The sequence below is a fragment of the Dyella sedimenti genome, from assembly GCF_022760995.1.
Taxonomy (GTDB): domain Bacteria; phylum Pseudomonadota; class Gammaproteobacteria; order Xanthomonadales; family Rhodanobacteraceae; genus Dyella; species Dyella sedimenti.
In genome coordinates this window covers 38863-55511 of record NZ_JAKWJO010000007.1, presented here as the reverse complement: position 1 = coordinate 55511, position 16649 = coordinate 38863, and the positions used below count along the sequence as shown (strand labels likewise).

At 66.2% G+C, this 16649-nt stretch carries 18 protein-coding genes; 9 read left to right on the top strand and 9 right to left on the bottom strand.

The window, feature by feature from the left end; genetic code table 11:
- Positions 1–78 precede the first annotated feature (78 nt).
- Entirely contained in the window at positions 79–600 is a 522-nt protein-coding gene (locus tag MJ605_RS14695; RefSeq protein ID WP_243042295.1) for a DUF6496 domain-containing protein, read from the top strand.
- On the opposite strand, the gene MJ605_RS14690 is transcribed toward MJ605_RS14695, so the two are convergent.
- The 4 genes from MJ605_RS14690 to MJ605_RS14675 all read right to left on the bottom strand — a co-directional run bounded on the left by MJ605_RS14690 (position 597) and on the right by MJ605_RS14675 (position 5673).
- On the bottom strand, positions 597–1799 hold the full coding sequence (locus tag MJ605_RS14690; RefSeq protein ID WP_243042294.1) for a cytochrome-c peroxidase: 1203 nt from the start codon (positions 1797–1799) through the stop codon (positions 597–599). The two genes, MJ605_RS14695 and MJ605_RS14690, sit on opposite strands and share 4 nt — an antisense overlap.
- 17 nt (positions 1800–1816) lie before the next feature.
- The gene (locus MJ605_RS14685; protein ID WP_243042293.1) at positions 1817–4390 is read right to left on the bottom strand and encodes a TonB-dependent receptor plug domain-containing protein; all 2574 of its coding nucleotides are present in this window, start codon (positions 4388–4390) and stop codon (positions 1817–1819) included.
- Positions 4391–4633: 243 nt separating this feature from the next.
- A complete protein-coding gene (locus MJ605_RS14680) occupies positions 4634–5083 on the bottom strand; it encodes a PaaI family thioesterase (RefSeq protein WP_243042292.1) in 450 nt (149 codons plus the stop codon).
- Positions 5080–5673 carry a TetR/AcrR family transcriptional regulator gene (locus MJ605_RS14675; RefSeq protein ID WP_243042291.1) on the bottom strand — a complete coding sequence of 198 codons (594 nt, stop codon included), beginning with the start codon at positions 5671–5673 and terminating at the stop codon, positions 5080–5082. Before MJ605_RS14675 ends, MJ605_RS14680 begins: the two co-directional genes overlap by 4 nt.
- A 76-nt stretch (positions 5674–5749) precedes the next feature.
- On the opposite strand from MJ605_RS14675, the gene MJ605_RS14670 reads away from it, so the two are divergent.
- From MJ605_RS14670 to MJ605_RS14660, 3 genes are all read left to right on the top strand, one after another.
- The gene (locus MJ605_RS14670; protein ID WP_243042290.1) at positions 5750–5929 is read left to right on the top strand and encodes a hypothetical protein; all 180 of its coding nucleotides are present in this window, start codon (positions 5750–5752) and stop codon (positions 5927–5929) included.
- 96 nt (positions 5930–6025) lie between these two features.
- Complete coding sequence (locus MJ605_RS14665; RefSeq protein WP_243042289.1) at positions 6026–6607, top strand: TetR/AcrR family transcriptional regulator; 582 nt, start codon at positions 6026–6028, stop codon at positions 6605–6607.
- A gap of 83 nt (positions 6608–6690) precedes the next feature.
- Positions 6691–7428: an SDR family oxidoreductase gene (locus MJ605_RS14660; protein ID WP_243042288.1), complete on the top strand. Its 738-nt coding sequence runs from the start codon at positions 6691–6693 to the stop codon at positions 7426–7428.
- A gap of 230 nt (positions 7429–7658) precedes the next feature.
- Here MJ605_RS14660 and MJ605_RS19445 read toward each other — a convergent pair whose 3' ends face one another.
- On the bottom strand, positions 7659–7997 hold the full coding sequence (locus MJ605_RS19445) for an Lrp/AsnC family transcriptional regulator (RefSeq protein ID WP_425601021.1): 339 nt from the start codon (positions 7995–7997) through the stop codon (positions 7659–7661).
- 418 nt (positions 7998–8415) lie between these two features.
- Between MJ605_RS19445 and MJ605_RS14655 the strand changes: the two genes are divergently transcribed.
- From MJ605_RS14655 to MJ605_RS19440, 5 genes are all read left to right on the top strand, one after another.
- Positions 8416–9246, top strand: coding sequence for an alpha/beta hydrolase fold domain-containing protein (locus tag MJ605_RS14655; RefSeq protein WP_243042287.1), 831 nt, complete (start codon positions 8416–8418; stop codon positions 9244–9246).
- Positions 9247–9339: 93 nt separating this feature from the next.
- Positions 9340–9816 carry a carboxymuconolactone decarboxylase family protein gene (locus MJ605_RS14650; protein WP_243042286.1) on the top strand — a complete coding sequence of 159 codons (477 nt, stop codon included), beginning with the start codon at positions 9340–9342 and terminating at the stop codon, positions 9814–9816.
- On the top strand, positions 9813–10775 hold the full coding sequence (locus tag MJ605_RS14645) for a sigma-70 family RNA polymerase sigma factor (RefSeq protein WP_243042285.1): 963 nt from the start codon (positions 9813–9815) through the stop codon (positions 10773–10775). The genes MJ605_RS14650 and MJ605_RS14645 overlap by 4 nt, the downstream gene beginning before the upstream one ends.
- The gene (locus tag MJ605_RS14640) at positions 10772–11257 is read left to right on the top strand and encodes a hypothetical protein (RefSeq protein ID WP_243042284.1); all 486 of its coding nucleotides are present in this window, start codon (positions 10772–10774) and stop codon (positions 11255–11257) included. Before MJ605_RS14645 ends, MJ605_RS14640 begins: the two co-directional genes overlap by 4 nt.
- Before the next feature lie 184 nt (positions 11258–11441).
- The gene (locus MJ605_RS19440) at positions 11442–11882 is read left to right on the top strand and encodes an SRPBCC family protein (protein ID WP_425601020.1); all 441 of its coding nucleotides are present in this window, start codon (positions 11442–11444) and stop codon (positions 11880–11882) included.
- 85 nt (positions 11883–11967) lie between these two features.
- Here the strand turns inward: MJ605_RS19440 and MJ605_RS14630 are convergent, their stop codons facing one another.
- From MJ605_RS14630 to dctA, 4 genes are all read right to left on the bottom strand, one after another.
- On the bottom strand, positions 11968–12990 hold the full coding sequence (locus MJ605_RS14630; RefSeq protein WP_243042282.1) for an amidohydrolase family protein: 1023 nt from the start codon (positions 12988–12990) through the stop codon (positions 11968–11970).
- Between the two features lie 69 nt (positions 12991–13059).
- Positions 13060–13731 carry a 4-carboxy-4-hydroxy-2-oxoadipate aldolase/oxaloacetate decarboxylase gene (locus MJ605_RS14625; RefSeq protein ID WP_243042281.1) on the bottom strand — a complete coding sequence of 224 codons (672 nt, stop codon included), beginning with the start codon at positions 13729–13731 and terminating at the stop codon, positions 13060–13062.
- A gap of 19 nt (positions 13732–13750) precedes the next feature.
- Positions 13751–15241, bottom strand: coding sequence for a carbohydrate porin (locus MJ605_RS14620; RefSeq protein ID WP_243042280.1), 1491 nt, complete (start codon positions 15239–15241; stop codon positions 13751–13753).
- A gap of 72 nt (positions 15242–15313) precedes the next feature.
- Positions 15314–16606 (bottom strand): C4-dicarboxylate transporter DctA, encoded by a 1293-nt coding sequence (gene dctA / locus MJ605_RS14615; protein ID WP_243042279.1) that lies wholly within the window; start codon positions 16604–16606, stop codon positions 15314–15316.
- Between the last annotated feature and the right edge of the window lie 43 nt (positions 16607–16649).

The window sequence follows — 16649 nt, the reverse complement described above, 5'->3', positions numbered from 1 at the left end:
CACCTTCAATATTCCTTGCCCCATGCTTCACGGCGCCGCCTTCAGCATAGGCCTTCCTTTCGAGACCGGAGCAGCGTCATGCCTACCCAGAGAGCGATGGCACGCGCGCGCAAGGACCAGCGCGAAGGCAAGTCCGCCAGCACGCAGGCCGGCGAGTTCGTCCGCGAGGAGATCGAGCACGTCCGCGAGGGCAAGCACGGCGCCCGGTCGGCCAAGCAGGCCATCGCCATCGGCTTGTCCGAGGCGCGCCGGGCCGGCGTCAAGGTGCCGGCGAAGAAGGGCTCGACGGCCAGGAAGGGCACGGCCGCCAAGAAGAGCGCGCGCAAGAAGCCGGCGGCTCGCAAGCGCGGCACGGCGACGACCAAGCGCACCTCGGCCACGCGCAGCCGCGCCACCGAGGCGGCGCTGAAGCGCGAGCCCGCCGGCACGGCGAGCAAGTCCGCGCTGTCGCGCCAGGCCCGTACGGCGGCCAGCAAGCGCACCTCGTCCCAGCGTTCCGCCGCGGCCAAGAAGGCGGCCCGCACCAAGGGCGCGGCAGGCCGTTCGGCCGCCGCCAAGAAAGCAGCGCGCACCCGGACCATGCGCGCGCACGCCCGCTAGAGCACTTGCAGGAACTCGGCGATCGCCTCGATCTCGGCGGCACTGAGGTCGAGTGGGCGCAGCAGCGGGTCGGTTCGGGGAAACAGCGGGTCGTTCACCTGCGCGGCGCTGGGTTCGGGGTGCGGCGCGCCTGCCGCGTACATCGCCACGATGCCGCGCAGGTGCGGGAACAGCCCGTTGTGCATCCAGGGACCGCTCTGCGACACCATGCGCAGCGACGGCGTGCGGAATTTGCCCGCGTCGGCGGGGTCGCCGGTCACCTCGTAGCGGCCCAGGTCCTGGTAGCGCCGTCCGTAGTAGTGCAACCCGAGGTTGTGGAAGCGCTGGTCGGTGAGGGCCGGCCCGCTGTGGCAGTTCATGCAGCGGCCGCGCGTGCGGAACAGGTGCAGGCCCCATAGCTGGCGATCGCTGAGCAGGCCACGCTGGCCGGCCAGGAAGCGGTCGAAGCGGTTGGGCCGTGGCGCCAGGCTGCGTTCGTAGGCGGCCAGCGCCCGCGCCACGCGCGGCGCGCTGACCTTGGTGTCGCCAAAGATCTGCCCGAACGCCGCGCGGTAGTCGCCATCGCGGTCCAGCCGCCGTTCCAGGTCGCCGAGGTCGAAGGCCATTTCCCTGGGGTCCTGGATTGGCCCCGGCGCCTGTTGCTCCAGCGAGCCGGCGCGACCGTCCCAGAACAGCGAGGTGGCGTAGGCGGCCATCGCCACGCCCGGCGCGTTGCGTCGGCCGGCCTGGCGGCCGTGCCCGAACGAGACGCTGCGCCCATCGCCCCAGCCGAGCTGGCGGTCGTGGCAGCTGGCGCAGGCGATCTGCCCCGAGCGCGACAGGCGAGGATCCTCGAACAGGCGCTTGCCGAGCGCGATCTTCGCGGGCGTGGACGGGTTGCCGGCCGGCTCCGGCGGCAGAGGCAATGGCGCGAACTCCTGCCACGCGGCGCCTTCGGACAGATGCGGCGCGGGCCAGGCGGCGATGGGCCGCGCATAGATCCGCCGCAGGCAGACGGTGTCGACGCGGTCAGTGCGCGTGGCGAGGCGCGCCGCGCATTCGCCCAGCGAGGGCGTGGCGTCCTGGGTGCCGTCCGGCGCGACGGGAGACGATGCGGTGCCGGCCGCCACCGCCAGCAGCAGTACGGAACAGCGGCGCAGCGCCGGATGCATCCGGCGCGGGAGATCGCGGTACATGGCTGGAATGTGGCCGGCTGCCATGGGGCGCTTCGGTGGCATCAGAACCGGTAGCCCGCTTCCAGCCAGTAGCTGCGGCCCGGTTCGTAGACGTTGGTGCCGTTGATGAGGTTGGCGCGGTTGGTCAGGTTCATCGCCTCCACGCGGATATAGGCCTGCTGCGTGCTGGTGAGAGGGAGCGTGTATTCCAGCGCGCTGTCCAGCGTCCAGCTGCGCGGCCAGTGCACGTTGCTCACCACGTCGATCAGTTCGTCGCCGAGCATCTCGCCGCCGGTGACGGCGCGGCCGCGGTAGCCGGCGCGGTAGCGGAGGAAGTTGCTCCACAGCAGGCCCAGCGAGTCGATATGCGTCTGTGTGGACAGACGCGCGGTCCATGGCCGGTTGAAGTTGCCGGCAGGCAGCTCGTAGTAGCGCATCAGCTTGCCCTCGTAGCGTACCCAGGCGTTGTAGGCGCTCTCGCTGTAGAGGTTGTCGTAGTCCATCGTGGTGCTGGAGCCGGTGTACGAGCGGCTGGTGTCGGTGTAGTCGAAGGCCAGTTGCGCGTTGGTACGGGCCGGTCCCCATTGCCACGGCGAGAGCAGGCCGACGCTCAAGGTGTAGGTATTGCTCCTGGCACGGCCGACGTTGCGGTATTCGTAGACGTTGGTGTCGTAGTAGCCGCTGGTATCCAGGCTGGGCACGCGCCAGCGCATGATCTCGTCGCGGTTGTCGCGGTGCACCGCCTTGAGGTTGACGTCCAGGTTGCGCCAGCGCTGGTTGAAGCCCAGGTCCCACTCGTCGCTGTACGGCACGGACAGGTCGCTGAAGCGTGTGGCGCTGCGGCTCTGCGTCGGCTTGCCCCACACCAGGCTGGCGCCGCGCGTCTGCACGGTTTCCAGCGTTTCGCGTCCCTCGCGCAGCTTGTAGGCGAACAGGTTGCGGCCGTAGTAGCGGTTGACGCCGCCGGTAAGCAGCGAGTTGCGGTCGCCGAACAGATCCCACGAGGCGGCGAAGCGCGGCGAGGTGGTGGTCTTGCCGCTCAGGCTGTCGTGGTCCACGCGCATGCCGGGACGAAAATTCCAGTGGCCGAGGCGGATATCGTCCTGGGCGAACAGCGCCCACTCGCGCGATTGCGCCTCGAAATAGCCGGCATGGTAGGTGGTGAGGCGCGACAGGTACTGCCCGCGGCCGCTGTAGTAAGGCACCGGCGACATCGAGCAGGCGACGGTGTCGAGCACGCCACTGGCGTCGATGCAGGTGCTGGTGGCGGCCGGGGTGATATAGGAATAGTGGTCGTACAGGCGCTCGTAGCTCGCCTTGCGGTCGGCCAGTTCCGCGCCGAACTGCACGCGATGCTCGGTGCGGCCCAGCGACATCGGGTCGTGGTCCACCAGCAGCTTGTAGCCGATGTTGCGGTTGGTCTGGTCCACGCTGCCCCAGTTGCCTTCCGTGCTCAGGCTGCCGGTGCTGACGCCGGAGTTCTTTTCCGCCGAATAGCGCCAGCTGTACCAGTAGCGCGCGTCGCTGCGGCGGGAACTGTCCAGGTCGCTGTAGCTGAGCGTGTTGCGGAAATTCCACGCGCCGCGCTCAAGGTTGGCGCGCAGGCTCATCACCGGTCCGCCCTGCTTGAGGTCGAACCAGGAGTCCTTGGCGTTCTGGATGAAGTAGCGCTCCTCGGTGGGCGCCCAGTTGAGGCTCGCGCCCAGCGACAAGCCTCGGTCGTTGCTCCAGTCCGCGCGCAGGCTGGCGGCGGTGTTCTGGCGAGTGGTGTCCTTGCGGTTGGCGTCGTGCTCGGAGACGTTGCCCGCGCTGTAGCCGCGCAGCGGGATGGTCGAGTGGGTGCGCACCACGTTGGCGATCAGCCCGATGCCGCCGGCGGTGCGGCCTTCCAGCACCATATTGGCCTGGTACTTGTCGTAGCGCGGCTGGCTGTCCAGCGTGGAGGATTGCTCGAACGCGGTGCGGCTGGCGTCGGCGATATGCACCTCGTTCCACGCCGAGCGTGCCATGCGGTAGGACAGCCTGCCGGCCAGCCTATTGCTGGCTTTGCGGCTCTCGGCCTCCACCACGCCACCGTTGAAGCCGCCGTAGCTGGCCGGCACGTTGCTGTCGTACACGGTGAGGCTGCCGATCAGGCTGGTGTCCAGCGCGATGCCCTGGGTATGGCTGGACGGGTTGTTGATGTCGTTGGGGTTGTTGCTGTTCGGGTCGAGGTCGTTGGTGAAGCTGGCGCCATCGAGCAGGAAGGCGTTCTGGTAGTACAGGCCGCCGTTGATGCTGATCTCGGCGGGGCGGATCTCGCCCATGTTGCGCGAGGTGGCCGCGGTGTCGTTGAACTGCACGCTGGGATTGAGCCGCAGCAGGGTGCCGATGTCGCCGTTGCCCTTGACCTGGTCGTCGATGGCCGACTGGTCGATCACCATGCCTTCCTGGTAGGGAAACAGGCGGTAGCCGACCACCTGGATAGTGGGGAGGGTGGCGTGGGTGTCGGACCTGGCCTTGTTCTTCTTGCCGTCGGCCTCCTTGCCGGAGTCCTCCTGTTCCGCCGGTTCCGTGGTGGCAACGGTCTGGGCGGCGGTGCCGATGCTGCCGAGCGAAAGCGCCATCAGCGCCATCCATGCATGGGTACGACTCATGAGATCTCCGTGGAGCGACGAACGGCCCGGACAGGGCGGTGACGCTGGCGGGAGGTCGCATGGCGATCTCGCTGGCTGGCTGCGAAAGCGCGCGACTATCGTAAATTATTGCGATAAGAGGCAATGGACAAAATGCCGCACGCTGCCTTTGCGCGCGGAATGAAAAGCGTGCGGACATGGCCCGCGATCACGGCATCGTTCATGGGAGTCGTCCGGTGGGGAAGGGGCAGTCGCTGCGGCCGGTCAGCGTTCGAACACCAGCAGGGTGGAGGTGGCCGAGGCATATAGGCGGCCCTGCGCATCGAGCAGGCTGGCCTCGGCGAACGCCACGCGCCGGCCGAGGGTGCGCACGCGGCCCTCGGCGCGGACGCGGCCGGTATCCTGCGTCATCGCCTTGTGGAAGGCGACCTTCAGTTCCAGCGAGGTATAGCCCTGGGCGGCGGTGAGCCGGGAGTGCACGGCGCAGCCGCAGGCCGAGTCGAGCAGGGTGGCGAAATAGCCGCCGTGCACCGCGCCCATGGGGTTGTAGGCATGCGGTCCCGGCGTGCCTTCGAACGCGGCGAAGCCGTCGCCCGCGTCGACCAGGTCGAAATCCAGTGCATCGGCGATGCCGGGCCGGCGGCCCGAGGCGATGAATGCGCGCAACTGGGCAAGGCCGTCGAGGCCGGCGCCGATCTCGGTGACCATGCTCATGTGGCGGCCTCCAGGCCCAGGCGGCGTTTCAGCAGGCGGCGCGAGCCGGCCAGGATGGCATCGGAACGGGTGGCGTCGGGCTCGATGCGGGCCAGCGACAGCGCGCCGATCAGTTCGGCCACGGCCGAATGGGCTTCCGCCGCGGCATCGTCGTGGCCGAGCGCGCGCAGCTTTCCGGCGAGCGTATCGGCCAGGTGCCGCGTGCCATCGGCGAACAGCCGGCGCGTGTCCTCGGAGAGCCGCGGCAGGTCCGAGGCGAGCGCCGCCATCGGGCAACCCTTCGAGCGGTCGTCGCGGTGCGCGGGAGAAAGATAGAAGTCGATGTAGGCGGCCAGGCCCTCGGCGGGACCACGGCCATCCATCTCATGGCGCTGGCGCGCGCGGCCCTGTGCGAGCATTTCGCCGATGGCGGCGGTGACGAGTTCGTCCTTGGAGCTGAAATGGGCGTAGAAGCCGCCGTGGGTGAGGCCGGCCTGCGCCATCACGCCGGCCACGCCGACGCGGTCGGGACCTTCGGCGCGGATGGCCCTGGCGGCCACGCGCACGACCTTGTCATGGGTCTTCTGCTTGTGTTCGGCGTCATAGCGCATGGCCGGGCTCCGTATATTAGGATTACAACCATAATACTAAGCGTTCGCGCCGATGCAAGCGCGCGTAACGCGCCGAATGGCCGAAGCCGCGCCCCAAGCGGACGGTACGGATATCGCATCGGTGGTATTCCCTGCGCAGGCGTTGGTAAAGGACGACATCCTGCACGACGGTTCCATCTATGTGGTGATCTACGAAGGTGGAAGCACGGTGCGCGTGCGACGCCTGCATGCCATGCAGGGTGACGAGCGCCATTGATGGCGGGGACGGGAGCGGGAAGTCCACAGTTCCTGCGCCAAGCGAATGAGACGATGTGTTATTGACCGGTGAGTCCATAATTGCCATGATGACGCCATGGCCAGGCCGCGTGAATTCGATCGTGAAACCGCCCTCGGGCAAGCCCGGCTCGTTTTCTGGGCCAAGGGTTATGCCGGCACGTCTACTGACGATCTGGTGAAAGCCATGGGTATCGGGCGCCAGAGTCTCTACAACGCCTTTGGCGACAAGTGGCAGCTGTATGTAGAAGCCCTCACCGACTACCAGCAGCGTTCGACCTCGTCCCATGTGCTTCGCTTGCAGGCTCCCGCTTCTGCGCTGCAAGGCTTCCGGGACATGCTCGAAGGCCTGGCGGTCGACGACGATGCCATGCGGGCGCTGGGCTGCATGGGCGTAGGCTCCGCATGCGAATTTGGCTCGACCGAGCCGCAATTGTCGGAGCTTCGTGCGAAGGGCTCGGCTTACCTCCATTCGCGGCTGGTCAAGCGGATTCGCGAAGGACAGGCCGCCGGTGAGATCGATCCGGCGCTAAGCCCGGGCGAAGCGGCCAACTACCTGTTGATGAGCATGACCGGCATCCAACTCGCTGCCCGCAGTGGGGCGAAGGTGGCGGAACTGCGCCGGCTCGCCCGTTTCGCGGTGGACCGCCTGCAGGCTTAACTACCCTATGGAATGGCGGCGCCTGGCATGGCGCTTTTTTTGTTGTCAGTTATTGACCGATCATTCAATAAAAAGGATATGTCGTGAATGCCGATCCGAGCAATAACAGCGTAGCCCTCGTCTTTGGTGGCTCCCGGGGCATTGGTGCGGCTGCGGTGCGACGATTGGCGCGCGACGGCTTCTCCGTGGGCTTCACCTATGTGTCGCGCCCCGACAGTGCGCGGCATCTCGTGGATACCGTCATGGCGGATGGCGGCCAGGCCTTTGCCTTGCAGGCCGACAGTGCCGATGCAAGTGCCATCCAGGCAGCCGTCGAGAAGGTGGTGACACGTTTTGGCCGACTTGACGTCGTGGTGGTCAACGCCGGCATTCTGCGCCTGGGCATGATCGATGCCTTCACCCTGACGGATCTCGACCAGGTGCTTCAGGTGAACATACGCGGTGTCTACGTGGCGATTCAGGCCGCGGTTGCCCACATGGGCGAGAACGGGCGGGTCATCACCATCGGCAGCAATAGCGCGGTACGTCCACTGACGCCGATCGGCACGGTCTACGGCATGAGCAAGGCCGCGGTGGCAGCCATGGTGAAAGGCCTTGCGCTGGACCTGGCCCCGCGCGGCATCCGTGTCAACAATATCCAGCCCGGTCCCATCGAAACCGATATGACGATCGAGCACATCGAGCATATCAAGGGCCTGGTGCCGCTCGGACAGGTGGGCCAAACCGAAGACGTCGCCGAACTGGTCTCCTATCTGGCAGGCGCGTCGTCCCGCTACATGACGGGTTCAAGCCTCACTATCGACGGCGGCATGACGCTTTAGAGCCTGTTCACGATCTCCCCGTGGCCCGCGCCGGGAGCTGTTTGCGCGCAGGCCAAGGAAGAGCGAGGGAGTGTACGTCCGTACACGACCGAGCGATGACGCCGGCCTGGGGGCAAACAGACCCGGCCCGGAGGGTTGAGTCGGTGTGCCCGCCAGGAAGCCGCGCGCGGCTCGACCTGACAGCCAGTCAGGCGCTTCGCCACGCACGACTCCCTGGCGGGCACACCGACTCAACGCGGGCTACGTGGAGATCGTGAACAGGCTCTTAGTCCACGCAGGCATTGCCATGGCAACCCATGCGGGAATGGATGCCTGCTTCGGTCGCCCCATGGAATTCGCCGCCGGCAGGTCGAGGGGAGTGCTGGCCATTTTCCCCAAAAGGCACCGCACCCGGTGACCTCGTCCTTGATCACGCCCTGTTCGCGCATGCGCTTGAGGCGCCGCCGCACGGCGGCGGGGGACAGCCCGACGGTGGCGCCGGCTTCGGCCACGATGCGTGTATTCGCCTGGTAGAGCTTCAGGATGGCGTGGTCGAAGCGATCCAGGGTGGGTGGGCGTCTGGCGGTCATGACGGGTGGCTTGGCGAAACCGGGGGCGCGGTTCGTTTAGCCGCGGTCGCCGTGGTGTATCCAAGGGATGCCATGGACCGTCATATCGCAGGGCAGGCGTCCGCGCCGTGCCATGTCACATCGCCGGGAGCTGGCTCGTCAGGGTGAAGGAAAGCATCCGTCCGATAGCGCTTTCCGACCCGGTCGGACGCCGCCGCCATTCGATCCGTATCCATGGCATGTGAACCATTGCCCATAGGCCCGTTAGATGAAAGCAGAATTTCCATCGGTACCATCCATCCGTCTGGGAGGCGAGGTCGCAACGGTATCTCCAGCGGCCGACGCCGGCCCAAGTTGGCAGAGCCGTTGCTTCAACCGGCTGTTCCGGCTGCTTGGCGTCAAGCAGCAGATGGCATCGGCCGACGCCGTCCACGATTGGGTGGCCAGGCTGGCGCTGCGCCCCGTGTCCCACCAGCCCAAAGGCCTGGGCCGTGGTGTCATGGTGACACGCAAGGACGAGCACGGCTGGCCGGTTTATCACACGGCGCGAACCACCGACCCAGGGGGCTGCAACTATGTGATGTTCCTGCACGGCGGGGGATACATCAACGAAATCGAGCGCGCGCACTGGCGGTTCATCGGCCTGCTGACCCGGGAGGCCGGTGTGCGCTGCGTGGTGCCCATCTATCCGCTTGCACCGGATGCCACGGCGAAACTCATCGTGCCACGCATGGGTGAGATCCTGCGCAGGCTGATGGATGACATCGCGCCCGCCAGGCTCACCTTGATCGGCAACTCGGCCGGTGCCGGCATGGCGCTGGCCGCCGCCCAGTGGCTGCGCCATGCCGGATACCGGCAGCCGGATGCGATGGTGCTCATTTCCCCCGGCGTGAATGCGGTGGTGAATCGACCGGAGCAGGCTGCGCTCGCCGCGCTCGATCCCATCCTGGACATTCCTGGCCTGCTCGAAGTAGGGCGCTTGTATGCCGGCGACCTGGATGTCGCCCACCCATACGTCAGTCCACTGAACGGCGAATTCCCGGGACTGGCGCCGATGATCGTATTTTCCGGTACCCACGACCTGCTTTACCCGGACAGCGTGGACCTGGTGGCCAAGGCCCGTTCGGCAGGCGTGCCGGTCCAGTTCCACCTGCGCGAGGGCCAGCCGCACAACTACGCCGCGCTGCCGACACCGGAGGGCCGCCAAGCGCGGGAGATCATCCTGCGCACCGCCGCGCTCGGGTCGGCGCTGGACCTGCCTGCGCCATGATGCCGGCGTCGTGCCGGCGCCTCGGCGGGTGGGATGTCACAACCGGCGGCTGCCGCTCGTCCAGGTATTGCGATCCTATCGAGGAGTCCATGCATGAAAGCCCGATTCGACCCTGTCGCCGCCGCGCCCGAGCTGATGAAAGCCTGGATCGGTGCGGCGCCCCCCATTGCCGCGAGCCTGGAGCCTGCGCTCGCGGAGTTGGTGGAAATTCGCGCCTCGCAGATCAACGGTTGCGCCAGCTGCATCCATATGCACAGCCAATTCGCCCGGGAAAATGGCGAAACGGAGCAACGCATCTACCTGTTGCCGGCATGGCGCGAAGCGCCTTGCTATACCAGGCGCGAACGTGCGGCGCTCGCATGGACGGATGCGCTGACCCTGCTTTCCGATGCCTCCGCGCGTGAACGCGCCTACGAGGCGTTGAGACCCCATTTTACCGGAGAGGAAATGGTCAAGCTCACCTTGACGATCGTGGTGATCAACGGATGGAACCGGATCGCCATGGGATGCGGCGGTTTCGCCGATCCGGCCGCCGCCAGGGCCGTGGCAACAGCGGTGGCCGGGCCATGAGCGCCGATAAGCCTGAGGATGCGGCGGCGACGTTCGCGCCGTGGCGCCCGGCGCTGTTGCGCATCGCCTATCGCATGCTCGGCTCGGTGGCCGATGCAGAGGACGTGACGCAGGAGGCTTTCATCCGCTGGATGAAAGTGGATCGCCGCGAGGTGCGCGAGCCGGCGGCATTCTTGCGGCGCACCGTCACGCGGTTGTGCCTGGACCAGCTCAAATCCGCGCGTCATCAGCGCGAGACCTACCTGGGTCCGTGGCTTCCCGAACCGGTCCTGGAAGAGGACGAGGTGGAAGACGTCACCCTGCCGCTGATGCTCGCACTGGAGCGCCTTTCCCCGCTTGAACGGGCGGCGTTCCTGCTGCATGACGTGTTCGGGTTGGACTTCAAGGAAGTGGCCGCGACCATCCAGCGCGACACTGCGGCCTGCCGTCAGCTTGCCGCCCGTGCGCGAAAGAACATCCGCCAGGAACGGCCCCGCTTCCGAGTGGAAAGGCAGCGTGGCATCGAGCTGGCGGAGGCTTTCTTTGCCGCTTCGCGCAGCGGAAACATGGATGCGCTCGGCGCCATGCTGATGGACGACGTCAGCTTCCATGCCGACGGTGGCGGCAAGCGCCCGACGCTGCTGGAGGTGATCCAGGGCATCGATGTCGTCATGACGCAATTGGAAGCGCTGGCGCGCATCGTCTTCCGTGCGCGCGGATCGAAGCTGTTGCGCGCCGGTTTCATCAATGGCCTGCCCGGGTTCGTCAGCCAGGAAGCGGATGGCGAGCTGCAGAGCACGGCGCTCGACGTCGAGAATGGAAAGATCGCGGCGATCTATCTATGTCGTCAGGAATCCCGACAAGCTCAGGCACCTGCATTAGCCGCTCCGTGGCGCCACGCAACGGCGCCGAACGCAATTGCCCCGGCTGGCGTCCACGAAGCCGGCTGCCATTCTTCCGATCCGAGAGCCCAGACATGAAAGATGAAACATACGCAAGCACATCGTTGATGCGCTCGATAGTGCAAGCCACCTTGGCCGCCGCGACCCTGGACATCGCTTCGGCGTTCGCCTATGGGTGGTTGGAAGGGCATCCTCCCATCGTCATATTGGTCGGTATCGCCAGCGCCGTATGGCCGGATGCGCGTCACGCACCTGTTGCGGCCGCTTTCATTGGATTGCTGGTGCACGTCGCGATCATGCTGGTCATGGTCGTGGTCTTTGCGCTGATGGCAAGGCGGCTGAAGTGGCCGCAGGCGCATCCGGTTTGCTCGGGGTGCCTGTATGGCCTGTTCTTGTGGGCGGCCATGAACCTGGTGGTCCTGCCATGGCGCTGGCCGGCCATTTTCCCGCATTTCACGGCACTCACCCTGGCCGAGCAATGGTTCAGTCACATCGTGCTGGTAGGCGTTCCCATCGCCTGGTTGACCAGACCTGGCGCCGATGCAAGAGGAGTCGAATGAGCATGAACCATCCCTTGCCAGAGAGATCGTCCGAGGAGCGCGCTGTGGACGCCTTAGGCGATTTCTTCAACAGTGAATTGCACCATCACCAGGGTGCGTCCCGTCATTGACCGAGGCCAGCGCTGGGATGAAGCGCCTTCCGACGACAAGTGATTTGGCCCTGACTGAACGCAAGCCTTGATCCATGACGACGGCCTTTTTCCAAACAAGCCAGGATATAGCCGCACCGGCCGCGGTCGTGTGGCGTGTGCTGTCACGTGTAGCGGATTGGCCCGCATGGACTCCCACCGTGTCGTCCATTGAGCCGCTGGATGGTCCCGAGTTGCGTCCGGGGGCACGGTTCACGGTCCGCCAACCCAGGCTTCGGCCAGCCACGTGGCGCGTGAGTTCCATCGAGCCGAATGAAGGCTTTACCTGGACCATGCGCACGGTCGGCGTCACGGCCTCGGCATTCCATCGCGTTTCCGCCACGTCGGAATATACCTCGATGGTTGTTTTGAGCATCGGGTTCAGTGGGCCAATGGCTGCCGTGATCTGGCTATTGGTCGGTCGTATCACCAGGCGATATGTCGTACGAGAGGCGCTTTCGCTCAAGAGGGCTTCCGAGCAGGCATTCAGGCCATGATGCGGCATGGCCTGGCAAGTCACCGCTTTTTCGGCTGCAGGCAGGCCATCCGGCGTCGTGGGTGCTGGTAAGCCAGTGAACAGGGTTACTTGCCGCGCGCCTTAAGCTGTGCGTCCAGGCGCGGATAGACGCGGCGGGCATTGCCTTCATACACCTTGTGCGCGTCCTCGGCGGAAAGCCCCAGCGAATCGATGTAGCGGCGGGTATCGTCGAAGTAATGGCCGGTGGTCGGGTCGAGGCCGCGGACCGCGCCCAGCATTTCCGAGCCGAACAGGATGTTGTCGATATCGATCACCCTGAACAGCAGGTCGATGCCCGGCTGGTGGTAGACGCAGGTATCGAAGTACACGTTCCGCATGACGTGCTCGCCCAGCGGCGGCTTCCCCAGCATGTCGGCCAGCCCGCGGTAGCGCCCCCAATGGTAGGGAACCGCGCCGCCACCGTGCGGAATGACGAAGCGCAAGGTGGGGAAATCCCTGAACAGGTCGCCCTGCAGGAATTGCATGAACGCGGTGGTGTCGGCGTTGATGTAGTGCGCGCCGGTCGCATGGAAGTTGGCGTTGCAGCTGCCGGAGACATGCACCATCGCCGGCACGTCCAGCTCCACCATCTTCTCGAAGAACGGATACCAGGCACGGTCGGTGAGCGGCGGCCCATCCCAGTGGCCGCCCGACGGATCGGGATTGAGGTTGCAGCCGACGAAGCCCAACTCGTCGACGCAGCGTTCCAGCTCGGCGATGGAATGCCTGATCGTCACCCCGGGCGACTGCGGGAGCTGGCACACGCCGATGAAGGTCTCCGGGTAGAGGCCGACCACGCGGGCGATCAGGTCGTTGCAATGGCGTGTCCACGCCTGGCTCACGGCTTCGTCGCCCTGGTGGTGCGCCATGGCGCTGGCGCGCGGCGAAAAGATGGTCATGTCCGCCCCGCGCTCGCGCAGCAGGCGCAGCTGGTTGGCCTCGATGCTGTCGCGGATCTCGTCGTCGGAGATGCGGGGATAGGCCGGCGGCGGCAGCGACGGATCGGCGAAGTGCTTCAGCTGCGCGTCGCGGAAGGCATCGTGGCCCTTTGGCGCGGTGGTGTAGTGCCCGTGGCAATCGATGATCATGGTGAGTCTGGTTTCCGGATACGGGAGTGCCGGCATGCACGCGGCGCCGTGCATGCCGGGAGGATTGCCTCAAAGGTATGTCAGGCCTTTCTGGGCCAGCCGCTCGCGCATGCCGTAGATGTCCAGCCCCAGTTCGCCCGCGGCCAGGCGCTCGCGCTTTTCCGCCTCCCTGGCCTCGCGCTCCGTCGCCTTTTCCAGCACCGTGGCGGCGGTGACCCGCGGCACCACGCAGACGCCGTCGTCGTCCGCGATGACCACGTCGCCCGGATGGACCAGGGCACCGCCGCAGACCACCGGCACGTTGACCGAGCCCAGTGTTTCCTTGACAGTGCCCTGCGCATGGATGGCCCGGCTCCAGACCGGAAAGCCCATGGCGGTGAGGTCGCGCACATCGCGGACGCCGGCGTCGATGATCAGGCCACGACAGCCGCGCGCCTTGGCGGAGGTGGCCAGCAGGTCGCCGAAGTAGCCGTCCTCGCAGGGGCTGGTGGTGGCGGCGACGAGCAGGTCGCCCTCGCGCAGCTGCTCGATCGCCACATGCATCATCCAGTTGTCGCCCGGCGGCATCAGCACGGTGACCGCCGAGCCGGCGATGCGTGCGCCGCCGTAGATCGGGCGGAGGCCGGACTGCATCAGGCCGGTACGGCCCTGCGCTTCGTGCACGGTGGCGACGCCCGCGAGGGCGAGGCCGGCGATCACACGGGTATCGGCACGTTCGATACGGGTTACTACGACGGACATAGCCAATCCTCTTTCATCATCAATCGTTGGCGGCGGCGGGCCTGAAGCCCATGAGCACGCCGATGTCCATGCGCAGGCCGATCGCATAGACGAACAGGTTCCTCGGCAGCACCGGCGTTTTCGGAATGGACGAGTTGTCCGGATGCACGATGTACTGCAGGCTCGGCATCAGCTCGAGACCCCTCACGAGGTGGAGGCTGTAGGTCAGGTCGTAGGCGAACTGGTGCCGCGCGTTCCAGCCGCTGCCGCCGAGCTTGGAGCGTTCCTCGGCGAGGTAGGCGCGTTCGCCCGTGGTCAGCTCGAATGCGGAAACGTTCAGGCCGAGCGTGTCGTACGGCCGGGAGGCGAGTGGGCCGGTCATCACGAAGCCGGCATAGATCTGCTGTCGCATGATCTCCTGCTGTTCCAGCTGCTGCACCCAGCCACCGAAGACATTGAAGCTGCGCGGTGAATTCGGATCGGGGCGCCAGATGACCTTGTCGCCCATGAGGTAGACGCCGTCGCGGACGTGGTGGTCGGTGGCGGCGGTGCCGCCATCGATGCCCAGCGGCAGACCCCGCGTATTGAGGTTGACGTCGGTCAGCGGCGCCGTGCTTGCATAGACGCCGCCCTTGAGTTCGAACGGGTATTGCACGGCATGCGGGTCGTTCTTCACCCAGCCGAATTCGACCGGCACGGTGTAGCCGGTCGCATGCTCGATGCCCCAGTGCAGGCCGTTGCTGGGCTGCACAGCGGGATTGACTTCGAAGGCGCCAACGTCGACATAGGTGCTCTCGGTGGTCTTGTACTTGACGTTGCCGCCCCAGGTGGCCGATGGCAGCAGGCTGAGGCCGGTTTCGGATACCAGCATGCGCGGCTCGCCGCAGGTGTTGGCTGAGGTGAACTGGCAGTTGACCACGAGGTGGCCGAAATACGTGGTGCTGCCCAGGCGGCCGACCTGGATGTCCAGGCGATCGTCCAGTCCCTTGAACTCGTACGAGAACAGGCCAAGGTGCCAGCGCGGATAGGGGTTCTTGTAGATGTATTGCTGCTTGGTGTAGGTGCCGGTGATGAGCGCGTTGAGGCTCAGCCCGTAGTCGCGGTACACGGTGAAATGGAAACTGGAGCCCGACCAGCCGAGGATCTTGCCAAGGTCCAGGTCCGCGCCGACATAGAACTGGCCGACGTTGTGGCCACCCTGATGGACACCACCGGCGGTGTTCCTGGCGTACTGGTCCACCAGGTTGGCGCGGATGTTGACGCCATCGTCGAGCATCTTCTGCACCCATGCCGGGCGCGGCAGCGCCGGCTCCCGGTAGGGTGACTGCGCTCCGGCGGCCGCGCCGGAAGCATCGGCACCGTTCTGCTGAGCATCCGCCTGCGCCGCGGCATACGTATCGGCCCAGTTGCTTGCCGGGCCACTGTCCGGCGCCGCCGGCGATGCCAAGATGGACTGCGCGTGTGCCGCGGGCACCAGTAGTGCGGCGGCGAGGCCAGCGTACAACGTCTTGCGTGCTATCCGACTTTTCATAGGCACAACCCTCCCCATCGCGGCGCCATGAGGAGCCGCGGTCTGCATGTTGTCTTGAAGGCGAACTTCCTGTTAGCCCGCTTGTAGTTCCCGTTGAAGCCTGTCGCGGTCGACGGCCTTCTCCCAATGGCCGACCACCACGGTGGCAACGCAATTGCCAACGATGTTCACGAACACGAAACCCGCTGACAGCAGGCGATGCACGCCCAGGATCAGGGCGACGCTGCCGACGGGAATGGTCTTGGTCGCCGCGAGGGTCATGGTCAGCACCGCGATGGCCGAGCCCGAGACGCCCGCGCCGCCCTTGGAGGTCACCAGCAGCACTAGCAGCAGGCCCAGTTGCGCCTGCCAGCCCAGCGCCGTGTCGGTTGCCTGCGCGAGGAACACCGTCACCGCCGCGAAATAGAGGCAGGTGCCGTCGTGATTGAAGCTGTACGCCGTAGGCAGCACCATGCCGACCACGGATTCGTCCACGCCGAGGCGGGTGAGTTTCTCGGTGAGCTGCGGAAACACGCTCTCCGAGGAACTGGTGCCGAGCACCAGCACCAGTTCCTCGCGGAAGTAGCGCATCAGCTTGAGCAGGCTGAAGCCGGATGCGTGCGAAATCGGGGCAAGCACCGCGACCAGGAACACCACGCAGGTCAGCGCGAACACCGCCACCAGCTTGGCCAGCGGCAGCAGGCTGCCGACGCCGAACCTGGCGGTGGTGAAGGCGATCGCGCCGAAGGCGGCCAGGGGGGCGATCTTCATCACCAGCCGGATGATCCAGAACAGCGCCTGCTGGGTGGCATCGACGACGCGCAGCACCGGCTGTGCCTTGTCGCCAAGACTGGCCAGTCCGCAGGCAAACAGCACGGAGAACAGCAGCACCTGCAGGATGTCGCCGCGACTGAAGGCATCCAGCGCGGACGTCGGCACCAGGTGGGTGAGGAACTCGCCGAAGCCCTGCGGCGCGGACGCTCCCTGGTCGGCCGCATCCATGCCGTGCCTGAGCGAGGCCAGGTCCACGTGCATGCCCACGCCGGGCTTGAGCACGTTGACGGCCACCAGCCCGATCACCAGCGCCACGCTGGTGACCAGCTCGAAGTACACCATGGCCTTGAGCGCGATGCGCCCCACCTTGCCCATGTCGCGAACGCTGGCGATGCCATGGGTGACGGTGCAGAAGATAATCAGCCCTACCACCATCTGGATCAGGCGGATGAAGATGTCGCCCAGCGGCTTGAGCGTGGCGCCGACGTCCGGCCACAGCACGCCGACCAGCACGCCCAGCACCATGCCCGCCAGCACCTGGAAAGTGAGGTCGCGGTAGAGCGGGCGCCGCTGCGCGGTTACGTGGGTCTGCAGGTTTACCGGTCCGGTCATGGTGAAGCTGAACTCTTGGCAGGCGCCGCGCCGGTTTTCACGG